Source organism: Thiobacillus thiophilus, from assembly GCF_055378705.1.
Map to the genome: position 1 here is coordinate 1,455,640 of NZ_AP042404.1, position 15,019 is coordinate 1,470,658.

Annotated in this window: 17 protein-coding genes; 4 read left to right on the plus strand and 13 right to left on the minus strand. The window is 56.9% G+C overall.

Features of this window, described 5'->3' with window-relative positions; translation table 11 throughout:
* Positions 1 to 11: 11 nt before the first annotated feature.
* From ACZ41T_RS07180 to dsrA, 13 genes are all read right to left on the minus strand, one after another.
* A complete protein-coding gene (locus tag ACZ41T_RS07180; protein WP_464923779.1) occupies positions 12 to 1,382 on the minus strand; it encodes a cobyrinate a,c-diamide synthase in 1,371 nt (456 codons plus the stop codon).
* 94 nt (positions 1,383 to 1,476) lie between these two features.
* Positions 1,477 to 2,679: an NrfD/PsrC family molybdoenzyme membrane anchor subunit gene (nrfD, locus tag ACZ41T_RS07185; protein ID WP_464923780.1), complete on the minus strand. Its 1,203-nt coding sequence runs from the start codon at positions 2,677 to 2,679 to the stop codon at positions 1,477 to 1,479.
* A gap of 6 nt (positions 2,680 to 2,685) precedes the next feature.
* A complete protein-coding gene (dsrO, locus tag ACZ41T_RS07190; protein ID WP_464923781.1) occupies positions 2,686 to 3,453 on the minus strand; it encodes a sulfate reduction electron transfer complex DsrMKJOP subunit DsrO in 768 nt (255 codons plus the stop codon).
* A complete protein-coding gene (locus ACZ41T_RS07195; protein ID WP_464923782.1) occupies positions 3,450 to 3,947 on the minus strand; it encodes a hypothetical protein in 498 nt (165 codons plus the stop codon). Before ACZ41T_RS07195 ends, dsrO begins: the two co-directional genes overlap by 4 nt.
* A gap of 6 nt (positions 3,948 to 3,953) precedes the next feature.
* Positions 3,954 to 5,912, minus strand: a complete 1,959-nt coding sequence (locus tag ACZ41T_RS07200) for an NAD(P)-binding protein (RefSeq protein WP_464923783.1) — start codon at positions 5,910 to 5,912, stop codon at positions 3,954 to 3,956.
* Between the two features lie 50 nt (positions 5,913 to 5,962).
* Positions 5,963 to 7,486, minus strand: coding sequence for a sulfate reduction electron transfer complex DsrMKJOP subunit DsrK (gene dsrK, locus ACZ41T_RS07205; protein ID WP_464923784.1), 1,524 nt, complete (start codon positions 7,484 to 7,486; stop codon positions 5,963 to 5,965).
* Between the two features lie 49 nt (positions 7,487 to 7,535).
* Positions 7,536 to 8,261 (minus strand): respiratory nitrate reductase subunit gamma, encoded by a 726-nt coding sequence (locus ACZ41T_RS07210; protein ID WP_464923940.1) that lies wholly within the window; start codon positions 8,259 to 8,261, stop codon positions 7,536 to 7,538.
* 198 nt (positions 8,262 to 8,459) lie between these two features.
* Positions 8,460 to 8,795 (minus strand): TusE/DsrC/DsvC family sulfur relay protein, encoded by a 336-nt coding sequence (locus ACZ41T_RS07215; protein WP_464923785.1) that lies wholly within the window; start codon positions 8,793 to 8,795, stop codon positions 8,460 to 8,462.
* 23 nt (positions 8,796 to 8,818) lie between these two features.
* Positions 8,819 to 9,118, minus strand: a complete 300-nt coding sequence (gene tusB / locus ACZ41T_RS07220; RefSeq protein ID WP_464923786.1) for a sulfurtransferase complex subunit TusB — start codon at positions 9,116 to 9,118, stop codon at positions 8,819 to 8,821.
* 11 nt (positions 9,119 to 9,129) lie between these two features.
* The gene (gene tusC, locus ACZ41T_RS07225) at positions 9,130 to 9,525 is read right to left on the minus strand and encodes a sulfurtransferase complex subunit TusC (protein ID WP_464923787.1); all 396 of its coding nucleotides are present in this window, start codon (positions 9,523 to 9,525) and stop codon (positions 9,130 to 9,132) included.
* Between the two features lie 9 nt (positions 9,526 to 9,534).
* Positions 9,535 to 9,894 carry a sulfurtransferase complex subunit TusD gene (tusD, locus tag ACZ41T_RS07230; RefSeq protein WP_464923788.1) on the minus strand — a complete coding sequence of 120 codons (360 nt, stop codon included), beginning with the start codon at positions 9,892 to 9,894 and terminating at the stop codon, positions 9,535 to 9,537.
* An 89-nt stretch (positions 9,895 to 9,983) separates the two neighbouring features.
* Positions 9,984 to 11,054: a dissimilatory-type sulfite reductase subunit beta gene (gene dsrB, locus ACZ41T_RS07235; protein ID WP_464923789.1), complete on the minus strand. Its 1,071-nt coding sequence runs from the start codon at positions 11,052 to 11,054 to the stop codon at positions 9,984 to 9,986.
* Positions 11,055 to 11,118: 64 nt separating this feature from the next.
* Positions 11,119 to 12,423: a dissimilatory-type sulfite reductase subunit alpha gene (gene dsrA, locus ACZ41T_RS07240; protein ID WP_464923790.1), complete on the minus strand. Its 1,305-nt coding sequence runs from the start codon at positions 12,421 to 12,423 to the stop codon at positions 11,119 to 11,121.
* A 402-nt stretch (positions 12,424 to 12,825) separates the two neighbouring features.
* Here dsrA and ACZ41T_RS07245 point away from each other — a divergent pair, with 402 nt between their 5' ends.
* The 4 genes from ACZ41T_RS07245 to ACZ41T_RS07260 all read left to right on the plus strand — a co-directional run bounded on the left by ACZ41T_RS07245 (position 12,826) and on the right by ACZ41T_RS07260 (position 15,019).
* Positions 12,826 to 13,047 (plus strand): DUF6967 family protein, encoded by a 222-nt coding sequence (locus ACZ41T_RS07245; protein ID WP_464923791.1) that lies wholly within the window; start codon positions 12,826 to 12,828, stop codon positions 13,045 to 13,047.
* Positions 13,044 to 13,700, plus strand: a complete 657-nt coding sequence (gene cas6, locus ACZ41T_RS07250; protein WP_464923792.1) for a type I-MYXAN CRISPR-associated protein Cas6/Cmx6 — start codon at positions 13,044 to 13,046, stop codon at positions 13,698 to 13,700. Before ACZ41T_RS07245 ends, cas6 begins: the two co-directional genes overlap by 4 nt.
* A gap of 55 nt (positions 13,701 to 13,755) precedes the next feature.
* Entirely contained in the window at positions 13,756 to 14,088 is a 333-nt protein-coding gene (locus tag ACZ41T_RS07255) for a TusE/DsrC/DsvC family sulfur relay protein (protein ID WP_464923793.1), read from the plus strand.
* Positions 14,089 to 14,170: 82 nt separating this feature from the next.
* Complete coding sequence (locus tag ACZ41T_RS07260; RefSeq protein WP_464923794.1) at positions 14,171 to 15,019, plus strand: sulfurtransferase; 849 nt, start codon at positions 14,171 to 14,173, stop codon at positions 15,017 to 15,019.

The window sequence follows — 15,019 nt, forward strand, 5'->3', positions numbered from 1 at the left end:
TTCCTCGGTAGTTAAGCTGCTGTGCGCGCCTTGTGTGCACGCACCTGGTTCAAAAATGGCACAATCCAGCCCTGTTTCCCACTGCCGCGGCGATGCGAATAGCTGGCCAGCAGATTGTGCCGCTGGTAGCCATCATGTTGTCCGTCGATGCCATGACCGCGCTTTACCCGATATGCATAAATAGAGTCGGCAGACAGATTTTCCAGGCTGGAATAATGAAATTCGTGGGCGGGAATGAGGGCGGGCTCCTGCCAGCGATCATCGCCGGTTGGCTGCAGACTCGCGTATCCACGCCCGACCGGTCGCTCATGCATCACAGTATCGCCCGGCACCACACCGACCATTTCGCAGGTTCGTCCCTGCCAGCTGATGCGTCTCGACAGATACATCAAACCGCCGCATTCAGCATAGGTCGGCAGTCCCGCTTCGATGGCATCGCGAATTTTCGTGCGCAGCACAGTATTGGCCTCAAGCTCGGCCATGAATACTTCGGGAAAGCCGCCACCGATAATGAGCCCATCCACCTCAGGCAGAGAACGCGCATGTAGCGTATCCAGTTCGACCAACTCGACGTTGGACGCACGCAGACTGTCGAAATCCTCGCTGTAATAAAAACCGAATGCTGGATCGTGCGCGACTGCCAGCCGCACCCGCTCTCCCTGGATCGGCACCGTACGCCCGGCAGGCATTTCACGCTCGGGTGCCCGGTCGGCGATGGCCAGCAGGCGGTCCAGGTCGACCTGCGCCGCAATCCGTTCGCCCACATGCCGAATGCGCGTCACGGCAGTCTGCTGCTCGTTGGCGGGTACCAGCCCCAGATGGCGCTCTACAATCTGCATGCCGGTATCGTACTGGACTGCCCCGACTACCTCGACATCGGTGTAATGCTCGATCACCGCGCGCAGTTTCGATTCGTGACGGCTTCCACCGAGATTGTTGAGAATGACGCCGGCAATGCGTATAGCCGGATCAAACGCCTGGTAGCCAAGAATCAATGGCGCCACGCCGCGTGTCATGCCGCGCGCGTCGATTACGAGCAGCACCGGCGCTTCCAGATGTTTGGCGAGCGCCGCGTTGCTGTTGCTGCCGTCGAGGTCGAGGCCATCGTACAGTCCCTTGTTGCCCTCAATCAGGCTGATGCGTGCACTGGCCGCAGCACGTGCGAACTGCTGTTCGATTTCGTCCCGCTGCATCATGTGGAAATCGAGGTTGTAGCAGGGACGCTGCGCCGCCATGCCCAACCACAGCGGATCGATATAGTCCGGCCCTTTCTTGAACGGCTGGACCGCATGGCCGCGCGCATGCAGCGCGGCGCACAGACCAAGCGTAACGGTGGTCTTGCCGGACGATTTATGTGCGGCAGAAATGAAGACGCGGGGCATTTGAGCCCCGCGCTTCGAAGTGTCGTTCAAGATGGCTGGCTGGTTCATGACGGACAATTCCCTGCCAGCCTGTAGCCTGGCAGGTTCATACAAATCAATGTTCCAGTTTGGCGATTGCGGCGTCGTCCAGGTTGAGCGGCAGCAAACGCAGCACCTTGACTCCAAAAATGGTCGCCAGCAACGCGATCGCCACGCCGCCCAGGCCCAGGAAAAACTCGGCCATGGTCGGCGAATATTCGTTGATCACGCCGTCATAGAAGCTGCTCCTCACCGTCATCCCCGGGAACATGTCCAGTGGGTAAGCCTGGGCGCCGATGATGGTGACATACATCTGCGCAATGCCGCCCAGAATGACAAGCGCGCTGGCAATCATGATCCAGCTACGCTGCTTGCCCAGGCCGGTCAGAAGAATTACCAGCGGAATCACGCAACCGATCGCGATCTGCCCCACCCAGAACAGCGTGGTCAGGATGCCGCCATCGCGCAGGATGAATGCTTCCACCACCTGATCCTTGGCGAAATACAGATGGGTCAGGTGCTGGACGACGACGAAATACAACACCGCGGCGACGAACACCGCCAGCAGGGTTTTCAGACGCATCATGACGGCATCGCCAAGCGGCCGACCGGTCCAGGCGTAGGCGGCAACCAGCACCATCAGGTAAATCGCCAGGCCATAGGCAAACGACATGATGATGAACATGGGTGCCATCATGGCAGTGCCATACAGCTGGCGCGCGATGAGGAAACCGAACAGCGAACCGGTACCGGTCGTCAGGGTCAGACGCCAGATGAAGGCCGCTGTGCCCGCCGCCTTCGACCAGGTCTTGACGTTGCGGTCGAGCATGGTCCACAGATAGATACCCACCAGCACAAAGAAGCCGGTATAGAGGAACACGTTCCAGGTAAACATCGACTTGAAGTTGAAGTGCGTCATCGCCACGATCAAGCGGTCGGAACGCCCCAGGTCGAGCACCAGCACCAGCAGCCCGCCCAGTAGCAGCGCCAGTGCCAGGATCGCCGACAAGGGTGCCAATGGCTTGTACATCGGCTTATTGAATACCGATGCGATTGACGCGACGTTCAATGCGCCCGAAGCCGCCACGATCAGGAACACCGCGAATACGTGCGGCAGACCCCAGACGATCTGGTTATCCATGCCGGTCACGACGTGGCCGTAGTGGTGCATGTAGTTCCAGGCCAGCGCGCCGAAAAGCACGAACAGGCCAAGAAAACCGAACAGCATCCAGTATTTCAGACTGCTGCCTTCTACTTCGCGGAAAGTAATGCTTGCCATGTTGATTTAGATTCCGTGATAGCGAACGCTGAGGTCCAGGTTGAGGTCAGCACGCACCTCCTTGGTCGGCAGTTCGCGCAGACGCCTTGCAATCGCACTGTCTGGATCGTTCATGTCGCCGAAGAGGATGGCATCGTTAGTACATGCTTCGGCGCAGGCTGTCGTGCCATCGCCACGATCGAGCTTTTGTACGCAGAAGGTGCATGCCTCGACGCAACCCATGCCGCGCGGAACATCCGGTTTCTGGGTATCGTGCAGCGGCTCATGAACCAATGAACGTGCCTTGTAGGGACATGCCATCATGCAATAACGACAGCCGATGCAGGTATGACGATTGACCAGAACGATGCCGTCGGCACGTCGGAACGAGGCACCGGTCGGGCAGACATCGATGCAGGGGGCATCTCCGCAATGCTGGCATAGCATCGGCAGGTTGGTTTCCTTCTGCGTCAGCGGATCCTGCAATTCGAGCTTGCGAATCCACTGCGGCGCCTGCCTGGGATGCGCGCTTTCGGCGACCGGAGTCCAGCCGTTTTCGGTGCTGCACGCGGTCACGCAGTCATCGCAGCCCGTCGCGCACTTGGTCGCATCGATCAGCATGCCCCAACGGACCGCGCTGCTGGCTGGCTGATCTTCCGGCCGGCCATGCGCCACTTCGATCAACATCACCCCTGGAACCAGGGTCACGCCTGCCGCGACTGTCGCGGCACCGATGAAGCGGCGCCGTTCGGGAGAGCTCGGCATATTGTCAGGCATCGATTTCATATCGTTCATTGGGCAATCCCGGCCTTCTCTTCCACGCTGACCTTGCGGTTAGCCTGGGCTGCCCGCTTGTATGCGTAATGCGCCGTTTCGACATTCAGCGGATGCATCGTCACGGAGCCCTGCGGCTTGGTGGAATGACAGTCGAAGCAGTCTATTTTCACTGCCGCATAGCTGTGGCAACTCACGCAAAAGTCATCCTTTGAGGCCGCAACGCTGCCAGTCTTTTCGCTGGCATGGCAGTCGATGCATTCCTTGAGGCTGTATTTCTTGGTGCGAATACCTTCAAGCACGGTCTCGTCGCGCTGATGCAGCAATAGCTTCATATGATTTCGGCGCATGAAGTCGTTGGGCTCGACACACTGCTCGCCCTTGACGGCCTTTTCAATCACCGGCTTGGACGCACCGCTGGCCTTGGCCTGGTCGTCCGATCCAGCCCAGGCCAGGGCGGCGGTCGTCAATATGACCGCAGCCAAGGCTAGAAGACGTTTCATCTTGCCTGCCATGCTTAATCACTCATTACCCATGATGATGTAACCGGTCGGGCAGACCTCGGCGCAAATATGGCAGCCGATGCACTTGGTATAGTCGGTGTCGACGTACCGGCCAATGGTCGGATTGTCTTTCTTCTTCACCTTGAACACGGCGACCTGAGGGCAGTAGACCACGCAGTTGTCGCATTCGAAGCACTGACCACAGGACATGCAGCGCTTGGCTTCGGCGATGACGTCCTTTTCGGACAACGCACGCAGGCGCTCTTCGAAGTTACCCAACGCGCCTTCCTTGTCCAGCGTGATCACTTCACGGTGAAGACGCGGCACGTTGGGGAAATGGCCGAGGAACAGGGCTTCGTGCGGGATGATGTGACGCGCCGAACGGTCATCGAAGTTGTGCAGAATGTCCTTGCGCTCGGCCGTACCCCAAGCCTCCCCATGGATTTCGCAGTTGTATTCGTGACCTGCTTCAAGCCACTTGCGAATCTCGTCGAAGTGATGCACGTCCACTTTCGGACGTTTGTCGACTTCCTTGCCCTTGAGGAAGGCATCAATACCGTCAACGGCGATGGCTGCATGACCAATTGCAGTGGTCAGCAGGTGCGGGCGCAGCACGTCGCCGCCGACGAAGATGTGCTCCTTGCCGGGGAAGCGATAGTTCTTGTCGGCCTTCATCAGGCCGTTGTTGTTGTTGAATTGCTCAAGCCCGGTGAAGTCCACGCCCTGGCCAATCGCGGAGACGATCAGATCGGCAGGCAGGTCGCGTTCGGTGCCTTCTACAATCTTGGTTTCCTTGCCTTCCATCACAAAGTCAGCCACACGCAGCGCCGTTGCACGACCCTTATCGTCAACCACGACGGCAACCGGCGTCACACCGCCGATGATTTCAATGCCTTCTTGCTGGGCATGCTCGACTTCGTGCTTGTTGGCAGCCATTTTTTCGATGGTTGAGCGAGACACCAGCACTACTTCTGCGCCTTCACGCGCAGAGATGGAAGCTACGTCATGTGCCATGTGCCCAGCAATCACGGCTTCCGGACGATCATCCGCAGTGCCCGATTTGGTGATATTGCCCAGACGACGCGCAACGGTTGCAACGTCAATCGACGTATCGCCACCGCCAATAACCACCACGCGGTTACCCACGTGTTGCAAACGGCCTTCGTTGAACGCACGCAAAAACGCCATGGCGGTCACGCAGTTGGGGGCTTCGGCGCCGGGAACCGGCAGCGGACGGCCAGCTTGCGCACCCATCGCCATAAAAATCGCGTCGAAATCTTTTTCAATCTGTTCAAAAGTGATATCTGAACCAATACGGGTCTTGAGACGAGTTTCAACACCCAGATCAATGATGCGCTTGATTTCCGCATCCAGCATTTCACGCGGGGTACGGAAACCGGGAATGCCGTAGCGCATCATGCCGCCAAGCTCTTCATGCTCGTCGAAGATGGTCACGCCGTGCCCACGCAGGCGCAGTTGATAGGCCGCAGCCAGGCCGCCAGGGCCGGCGCCGATAATCGCCACTTTTTTGCCTGTTTCAGGGGCCGTGGACGTGTAGGCCATGTTGTTTTCAATACCCCAGTCGCCGATAAAGTGCTCGACTGCGTTGATGCCCACATGGTCTTCGACCATATTACGGTTACAACCGGATTCGCACGGTGCAGGGCAGACGCGGCCCATCACGGCGGGGAAGGGATTGGCTTCGGTCACGCGGCGGAAAGCATATTCCTGCCAGGTCACGCCTGCCGGCGGCTTCTCGATGCCGCGCGCGATGTTCAGGTAACCTCGAATATCTTCGCCGGCGGGACAAGCACCCTGACACGGCGGTGTGGAAAGCATGTATTCCGGACATTTATGCGTCCAGCCCGCCTGGAAAATGATGTCCTGGCCGGAACGAATGTCATCGGGATGCTCGCCATCCTTATAACGACGCCATTGTGTGCCTTCGGATTTTGCTTTGTTCGTCGTGATAGCCATGTTGATTCTCCTAACGCCTACGAAATGAATTGAGTTACTTAACCTTGTGCTCAGTCGAGCTTGATTGCCTTGCTGACCAGTTGATGCACTCCGCCCACCATGCTCATGTCGAAGCCATATTTGGGCAAAACCTTGGTGAACTGCGCCTTGCAGATGGCGCAGATCATCGCCATGAAATTAACCTGGTGCTCCTTGACCACATTATTCAGCGCGGTCACACGTGGCAGCGCCCCCTTGACCCGAACTTCCATCAGGTCGTCGGTCAGCAGGCCTCCGCCACCGCCACAGCAGAAGGTGGATTCGCCTATGGTGCCATCTGCCATATCGTGAAAATTGTTCACCACCGACTTGATCAGTTCGCGTGGAATAATGAACTGGCCACCGGGTTCCGTGCCCATGCGCGACGCCCGCGCCACGTTGCAGGAATCGTGATAAGTCACCACCAGGTCGTCGTTGAGAGATGGATCGACCTTGATCTTGCCCGACTTGATCAGGTCGTTGGTCAGTTCGCAAATATGCTGTGGTTGCGGATAAGCAGGATCGAGCTGTTTCTGCAGCTCGATCGAGAACGGGTCGTTGCCACCGTAACCAATTCCGGTCAGCGTGTTCCAGAAACTGTACGCCACCCGCCAGGCATGTCCACATTCACCGACCACAATACGCTTGGCACCGAGCCTGAGTGCTTCATCACGAATCCGCATGGCCACCTTGCGCATGATTTCGTAATTAGCGGTAAACAGTCCGAAATTCGCGGCCTCAGATGCGGCCGAAGACAGGGTCCAGCTGGTACCTGCAGCGTGAAGCACCTTGGCGTAACCAATCAACGATTCCACATGCGGTTCGGAGAAGAAGTCAGCTGATGGCGTGATCAGAAGCACTTCGGCACCTATCACATCAAGGGGCATTTTCACCGCCACGCCGGTATCGGCTTCGATATCTTCTTCCAGGCCCTCCAGGGTATCCTGCAAGGCGGGGCCGGGCAGACCGAGATTGTTCCCGATCTTCATTACCTTGGTAAGAATCTCGTTGGAGTACTTCTGCCCCATGCCGACGTGGTTGAGGATTTCTCGTCCTGCCATTGTGATTTCAGCAGTGTCGATACCATACGGACAGAACACCGAGCAGCGTCGGCATTCCGAGCACTGATAATAGTAGTTATACCAGTCGTCCAGCACTTCCTTGGTCAGATCCTTGGCACCGACCAGTTTAGGGAACAGCTTGCCCGTGGTGGTGAAATAGCGACGATAGACCTGACGAATCAGATCCTGGCGCGCCACCGGCATGTTCTTGGGGTCGGAGGTGCCCAGATAATAGTGGCACTTGTCGGTACAGGCGCCGCAATGCACGCAGATATCCAGGAAGACCTTCAGCGAGCGGTACTTGCCGAGCAGGTCACCCATTTTGTCGATGGCGCGCTCTTTCCAGTCTTCGCTCAATTCATGCGGGTACCCCAGGTAATCCTGAATGGGCTGTGCCGCAGGAAAGGTCCTGGAGTGCGCCATCACACCTTCCCGCAGCTTGGGGACTTCGATGTCGTCTCGTATTTCCGGAATGTCAAATTCAGCAACAGCCACTTGAGTGTCCTTTATCCGTACTTAATATTCGCTGCTTGATGTCGACGAATCAGTTGCGCTGATCGAGCCGGGCCGCCCACGCTGCCACGTGGCGATGTTCACGCGGGTTATCGATCTGGTTGCGTGTCGGGCTAAAGAACACACCCGGCGCATGAAGCAGTTTGCTGATCGGAAAGATCACCATCAAAGTAGCGACCAGAGCAAGATGCACCATCAGAATCGGATCCTGCGGAAGCGGTTGCACATCCAGATACATCAGACCCATGAAAAACACTTTCAGGGCAATGATGTCCGTATGCACAACAAAGGTCATCAACATGCCTGACACGCCAATCGCAATCAGCAACAGCAGCATCAGATGGTCAGACGGCGTCGAGATATAGCGCACACGGTCGACCACGAAGCGACGTACCAGCAGACCGGTGAGGCCAACCACCATCATGATGCTTGCATATTTACCAAAGGGTTGCACGATATCGACCCAGAACCAGACGGGCTGGGTGAAATAACGAAGATGACGCGCCAGCACCAGAAACAGTCCGAGGTGAAAGAGATAGCCAAATATCCATATCCATTTATTGGACTTAAAGAGGGATTCGAATACCACGACTTCTTTCGCCATCCGGTACACGACACCAGCTTGCTTGGTGGGTGCAGGGGTAGTGGGTATAAGCAGCGGTGCAGGCGTGCGGCTGTAATCATAAATTTTATAAATCAGCCCGACCACCAACAGCAAGGTGGCGACGTAAAACATCCCGGCGTAAATCATCGTCACAGTAGACAAACTCACTCTCCTATTGGACTCCGCCCCGCCATGCGCCTGAACGCATGGCTGAACCGCATTCCCTACCTACGTTTTGTTTACAAATCAAACGCAACACGGACCGTTCCACGTCCCATTTGATTTGTAAACACAACCCGGATCGGATCGCCCCAAGAATTTAATCTGGCGCAATCCGAGGTGTTTCGATATTTAGATACAGCCGGTCGGCTTGGGCAGGCCAGCAATCTTACAAGCCTGCTTGGCGGGACCGTAGGGGAACAACTCGTACAGGTACTTGTTGTTGCCTTTTTCAGGCCCGAGCTTCTTGCCGATGGCCTTGGTCAGCACGCGAACTGCGGGTGCGATCTGGTATTCGGCGTAGTACTCACGCAGGAAATTGACGACTTCCCAGTGGCTATCGGTCATTTCAACCTTTTCTTCGACCGCCATGTACTTGGCGATGTCCTCGTTCCACGTCGACAGGTCGACCAGATAGCCTTCTTCGTCAACTTCGACCTCTTTACCGGCGATTTCTACCATGGGCATAGCAATACTCCTTCTGTTAAAAGTTACAGCCAAGACTGACAGTTGCTGTGCTCTGCGACCAGATCCACAAAACCGCCGTAATCCACGACATTGACTCCGTCCAGCACGCGCGCGGCCATGCCGCGTGCCGCCAGATCAGGACCGAGTGCGTAAATCTTGATGCCAGCCGCAGCCGCCTGGATTTTCGTCGCTGCCGCATTACCGGTCGTCACCGCGTACACCGCGTCTTCGATCAGCAACACTGCAGAACCCTTTGTGGCCATGGCGAGGCAGCTTTCCAGCGAGCCTCTATCCGTAGCCGATTTATTCACAATATGCAGCATATCCGGTCCCCTTAGAAGCTGATTACGACGTCTTGCTCGGCCATGAGATTTGCCATCCCATCAACGGAAAGCACCGTCACATCCACAATCAGGTCTTCTTCAGTCAGACCGCGTGTATCCATCGATTTTTGGTCAACATACAATTTCTCGATGTCGTAACCATCCAATGCACGGTAAGTCTTGGAGAAGTCCTTGACTTCGATGCCTTTGGTATCGATACCCTTCATCAATTGGAAGACACCATCATCGGTAAAGACCATGCTCACATCCTGATCGAAAGCAGCCGTAATCAGCACCACTTCCAGACCTTCCAGCGCGTACACGGTGCCGTGCGGTGCCTTGCGGTTCAGGAACATGAATTTCTTGACGATGCCGGAGCCGTCTTCCATCTCATCCATATCGCTCATCTCGTTTCCTTAATCGCCGAACGTCACGAGACGGTCGTACTGAATACCCATCTCAACCAGCTGACCCAAGCCAGAGATACGGAAGTTTTCTCCGAGAACAGCGTCCGTAATGCCACGGCGCTGCGCAGCCGCCACGCAGACAACCAGGTCAACCCCATGATCTGCCGCCAGCTTCGACCAGCGGGTACTTACGTTACGATCATCCTGCGGCGGCGTTGCGAGCCGCGAAGCGTTATAAACGCCATCATGGTAGAAAAAAACACGTGGAACTTTGTAACCCTTTTCAATCGCCGCACGAGCGAACAGATAGGCAGAGTCACTCGCCTGGTGGCTGTAAGGCCCTTCGTTTACAAGAATGCCGAATTGCATGGCTAGCTCAAACTCCGAAAAATGCAGTCATTATTATCAGATCCCCACCGCAGGTCACCGCGGTGGAGCCAACAACTTCCTAGAACTGCTTAGAAGCGAATGTGCGTGGAAGCGTTGAGGTTGACACGACTGCCGCGCCAGTTATCAATGTGATACTTGGTAAAGGGCAGGCCGGTCTTCTCGAAGAATGCAGGCCAGCCGATGCGCTCGATCCACTCGTTCATACGCTCCCAAGGCTTACCGTCTTCCTTGTAGGTATACAGAATCTTCTTGAGCACCTCGGCCACTTCAGGAAAACGCGGCAGATTGTTCGGCAAGCCATTCGCAACCAGCTTGTGAAAGGTGGGCTTGGAACGGGCGTTCGAGTTTTTACCGCCCACCCAGATCGCGAACTTGGAATGTTCGGCATCGTTGATCTGCATCGGCGGGCAAGGCGGGAAACAGGCGCCGCAGCAAATGCACTTCTTCTCGTCCACTTCCAGCGAGGGCTTGCCGTTCACCAGCGCGGGGCGAATTGCAGCCACCGGGCAGCGCGCAACAACCGAAGGACGCTCACACACGTTGGCGACCAGATCATGGTTGATCTTCGGCGGCTTGGTGTGCTGCATGATAATGGCGATATCTGCCTGACCACCGCAGTTGATCTCACAGCAGGAGGTGGACAGCTTGACGCGGTTGGGCATCTCGCACTTGATGAACTCCTGATACAGCTCGTCCATGACTGCCTTGGCGGCGCCCGACGCATCGCTGCCCGGAATGTCGCAATGCAGAAAACCCTGGGTGTGCGCAATCATCGACACCGAGTTGGCCGTCCCGCCAATCGGGTAGCCCTTGTCGTTCAAGGCCTTGATCAATGGCTCGACCTTTGACGCGTCGGATACCATGTATTCGATATTGGAACGAATGGTAAAACGCACGAAGCCGTCGGCATACTTGTCGGCAATGTCAGCCAACTCGCGGACCGTATGGTGATCCATCTGGCGTGCCGTACCCGCCTTGACGGTCCAGATCTCTTCGCCGGATTCGGCGCGATGATAGAGAACACCCGGCTTCGGATGGCTGTGGAAAGCCCACTTGCCATAGTTTTTCACCATCACGGGGTGCATGTAGGGCATCGGATCCGGTGCGCCGGATTCGATAGGAGGACGCATTTCAGCCATGTTTTTTCTCCAACTGATTTAATGCATGGACCCGGCTTTCGCCAAGGCCCACGGTTAATTAAACTCAAGCAGCAGTCGATTGCTTGTACTCGTTCCACTTCTCGACTTGCTCGTCCCAGTCGTCGGAACGGAAGTAGGGGTTGGCACGCGGCTCGCTGATCATGTTGGGATCGACCGGCAAATCCATGCCCTCGAGGAAGTTGGCCAGGCCGATACGCTCGATCATTTCACCAGTACGCTCATGCTCGAGCGCATTTTCGGCGAAAAAGTCGATTGCGTTGCGCGCCAGTTCATTCAGCCTTTCAAAATCCTCGTCGGACTCGAGCTTCATGAACGGAACCACCACAGTACCCATCGTGGCGCCGATTTTCAGCACACTCTTGCCGCCAATCAGGATAGTGACACCTTTATCCAAACCAGTCCGCAGGCCGCCGGGAATAACGTTCAGGCAGTGCATGCAGCGGACGCAATTCTTGTTGTCGATGCACAGGGTGTTGCCATCGCCCAGGTCGGCAGCGGACACGTGCTCGCTGGCCTGGAACTTGTCACTCGGCACCAGGGTAATGGCCTTGGTCGGGCACTTGCTGATCACGTCGTTGACCAGGTCGTTCATGCCATGAGCCTTCATGTAATCCCGAACCTGCTCTTCATTGACGCGAATGTTGTCGCGCCAAGTGCCGATCGTCGCGAAGTCGGAACGCTGGATCGCGTTGACGCAGTCGTTCGGGCAGCCGGAAAACTTGAATTTGAACTTGTAGGGCAGAGCCGGGCGATGCATGTCGTCAATATTGTTATTGATGACGTAACGCAGCGCCTTGGCTTCGTCGAAGTTGGAGTGCTCACAACGGGCCGCCCCAACGCAGGACATCGAGGTACGCAGCGCCGGACCGGCACCGCCGAGGTCGAAGCCCATTTCGTTGAACGCATCGAACGCCCGCTGGACGTCCTCCGTCTTACAACCCTGGAGCATGAGATCGCCGGACTGGCCGTGGAACGCGAGCAGGCCAGAGCCGCCATTGTCAGACCAGGCGTCACAGATTTTGCGCAGCAGGTCGGACGTGTAATGCATGCCTGCAGGCGGCATGATACGCAGGGTATGAAATTCGGCCGCCTCGGGGAACAGCGGCTGATGGTTTTCGTCCTTCAACTCGGTGAAACGCGGGATGATGCCGCCGCCGTAACCGAACACGCCGACCGTACCACCCTTCCAGTAGCCTTTTCTATGCTGATAGGACGTCTCCAGCTGACCCACAAGGTCAGCCATCAGGTCGTTTTCCTTGCCCAGACGCTTCAGATTTTTTACGAAGCTGGGCCACGGGCCGCTTTCAAGCTGATCAAGCATGGGCGTATCAATCATTTGCTTTGCCATTATCTTCTTCTCCTAGAAAATTCGAAGTGCCCGCTCAGCAGACAGCTTAACGGTATGTCGGTAATCATATTGGCTGAATCGCCGCACCGCCATCATTCTCATGGGTAAATTGCCCACCCCATTGCGGTAGGTCGGCACCTACCCACATGGAGTACCCCACATGGGGTACGACGATCCCCCAGCACGAGTAGCTTCACTCAGACAAAGAAAATGAGACATTGCACGCCTACCACAGGAACGGATAAGAGTATTAAAATACTGTGGCAAACGCAAGTCCTTGCCCGAAACGGGGTTGAAGTACTAAATCTCGCCCTCATAAATACATATCCGTATCTGTTCCGTATCTGTGCCGCCAGGCAAAACAGGTCCACCGATGAAACTTAAGCACCGCGGATAAACCCCATGCCTGAAATCTCCCCCCTAGACAACCTGCGCTTGCCCTTCGGCGGCCAGGAGGTCGAGTTCCAGCACCTGACCCACGAGTCGGGCGGTGTGCCTTTCCTGCGTATCCGTATCCGCGAAAACAAGCGCTTCACCATTTTCGACGTCGACCCGGTCAGCGCGCAGAAATGGGTCGATGTCATGCAGGCCTGGGCCCGCGATCATGCGGGAGATGCGCCATGAACTGGGACTGGCCGGAAAAAAAGCCCGAGACGTACACGCCCCACATGATCGATCTGCAGTTCGATCTGGCGGGCACGATCATTCCGGTGGAGCATGCACAGTTGCTCTCGGACGGTCTGCAACGATTGCTGCCTTGGCTGGGCGAGGAAACGAGTGCCGGTATCCAGCATCTGAAAGGCGCGGAAACCAACAGCGGGGACGCCACGCTCTGTATCAACCGGCGTACCAAGCTGTTTATCCGCGTCCCCAAAGCGCGCGTGGACGACATGCAACGCCTGACCGGGCAGACCCTCGACCTGGCGGGCCACGTACTGCAGATTGGCCGTTTCAAGCCCCGCGAATTCAGTCCGTTTTCTCACATTTACTCGCACTTTGTTGACACGGGCAGCGCGAGTGAAGAACAATTCGTGCAGGACGTGATGCGTGAACTGGACGGTCATTTCCAGTTACGTTGCGGTTTCATCTGCGGCAAGGCACAAACCCTGCAAACCGCATCCGGCCCGTTGCATGGTTTCAGCCTGATGCTGCACGACGTGCCGCCTCACAAATCCTTGCAACTGCAGGACGAAGGGCTGGGCCGCAACCATTTGTTGGGCTGCGGAATATTCATCCCGCACAAATCCATTGCGGCGGTCGCGCCAACGACTCCTTAATTCAAGCGCCGGTTGTTTCGGCGATTCTTTAGTAACCAACCCGAAAGGAGAAAAAATGTCTTATGTTGTAAACGGCGAAGAGCTCGAAACCGGTGACGAGGACTTCCTGCTGGAAGCCAACTTCAGCGATGACGTTCCGCCGGTCATCGCCGCGGCTGAAAAAATCACTTTGACCGACGATCACTGGACGGTCATCAACTACCTCCGCGACAAGTACAAAGAAGACGGCCAAACACCAAACTTCCGCAACATGCTGGCGGAAATCGAAGACCTGCACCCGGGCACCGAGTGGAAGAAAAAGCTGTATGTGCTGTTCCCCAACATGCCTGCTCGCCAGGGTCCGCGCGTTGCAGGCCTGCCCAAGCCTTACGGCAAGGGCGGCTACTGATATATCCCGCCAGAAGCGACACGGAAACGGGTAGCGCGGACCGCGCTGCCCGTTTTTCCCCGGTCCCTTCACTGCACCAATCATGTTTTCCAATACCCTCGTTACCACCGAAGATCTGGCCGCGCATCTGAATGACCCGAACTGGGTCATTCTGGATTGCCGTTTTACCCTGACCGATCCCGATGCCGGCCGCCAGGCCTACGCGAAAGCCCATATCCCGGGTGCACGCTATGTTCATCTGGACGACGATCTCTCCGCCCCTGTCGGCGAAACTACGGGGCGGCATCCACTGCCTGATCCCCGTGTGCTGGCCGAAAAGCTCTGCATGTGGGGGGTCGGCGTCAACAAGCAGGTGGCGGTGTACGATGACAGTTATGGCTCGATGGCCGTGCGGCTGTGGTGGATGATGCGCTGGCTCGGTCACCCCGGGGTGGCGTTGCTGGACGGCGGCTATCCGAAGTGGGCGCGTGAAAAACGCCCGCTCAATGCCGAAGTGCCGACACCGCACAAGGCGGCTTGCGCCTGCCTGCCCGAAGCCACCCAGATCGTGGCGGCAGACGAAGTGTTGCGTGCATCGCAGAGCGGCGAGCAACTCATTATCGACGCGCGCCCGGATCGTCGCTTCTCCGGCGAATTCGAGCCGCTCGACCCGGTGGCCGGGCACGTGCCCGGCGCCATCAACTGGCCGTTTGACGAAAACCTCGACGTGGACGGCACCTATCTGCCGCCCGAGGCGTTGCGCGAGAATTATCAGGCGCTGCTGAAAGGCAAGCCGGCCTGGCAGGTCATCCACATGTGCGGCTCCGGCGTCACCGCCTGCCACAACATTCTGGCGATGGAAATCGCCGGCCTTCCCGGTTCACGGCTCTACCCCGGTTCATGGAGCGAATGGATCACCGATCCAGCGCGCCCCGTTGCCACCGGCGAATAA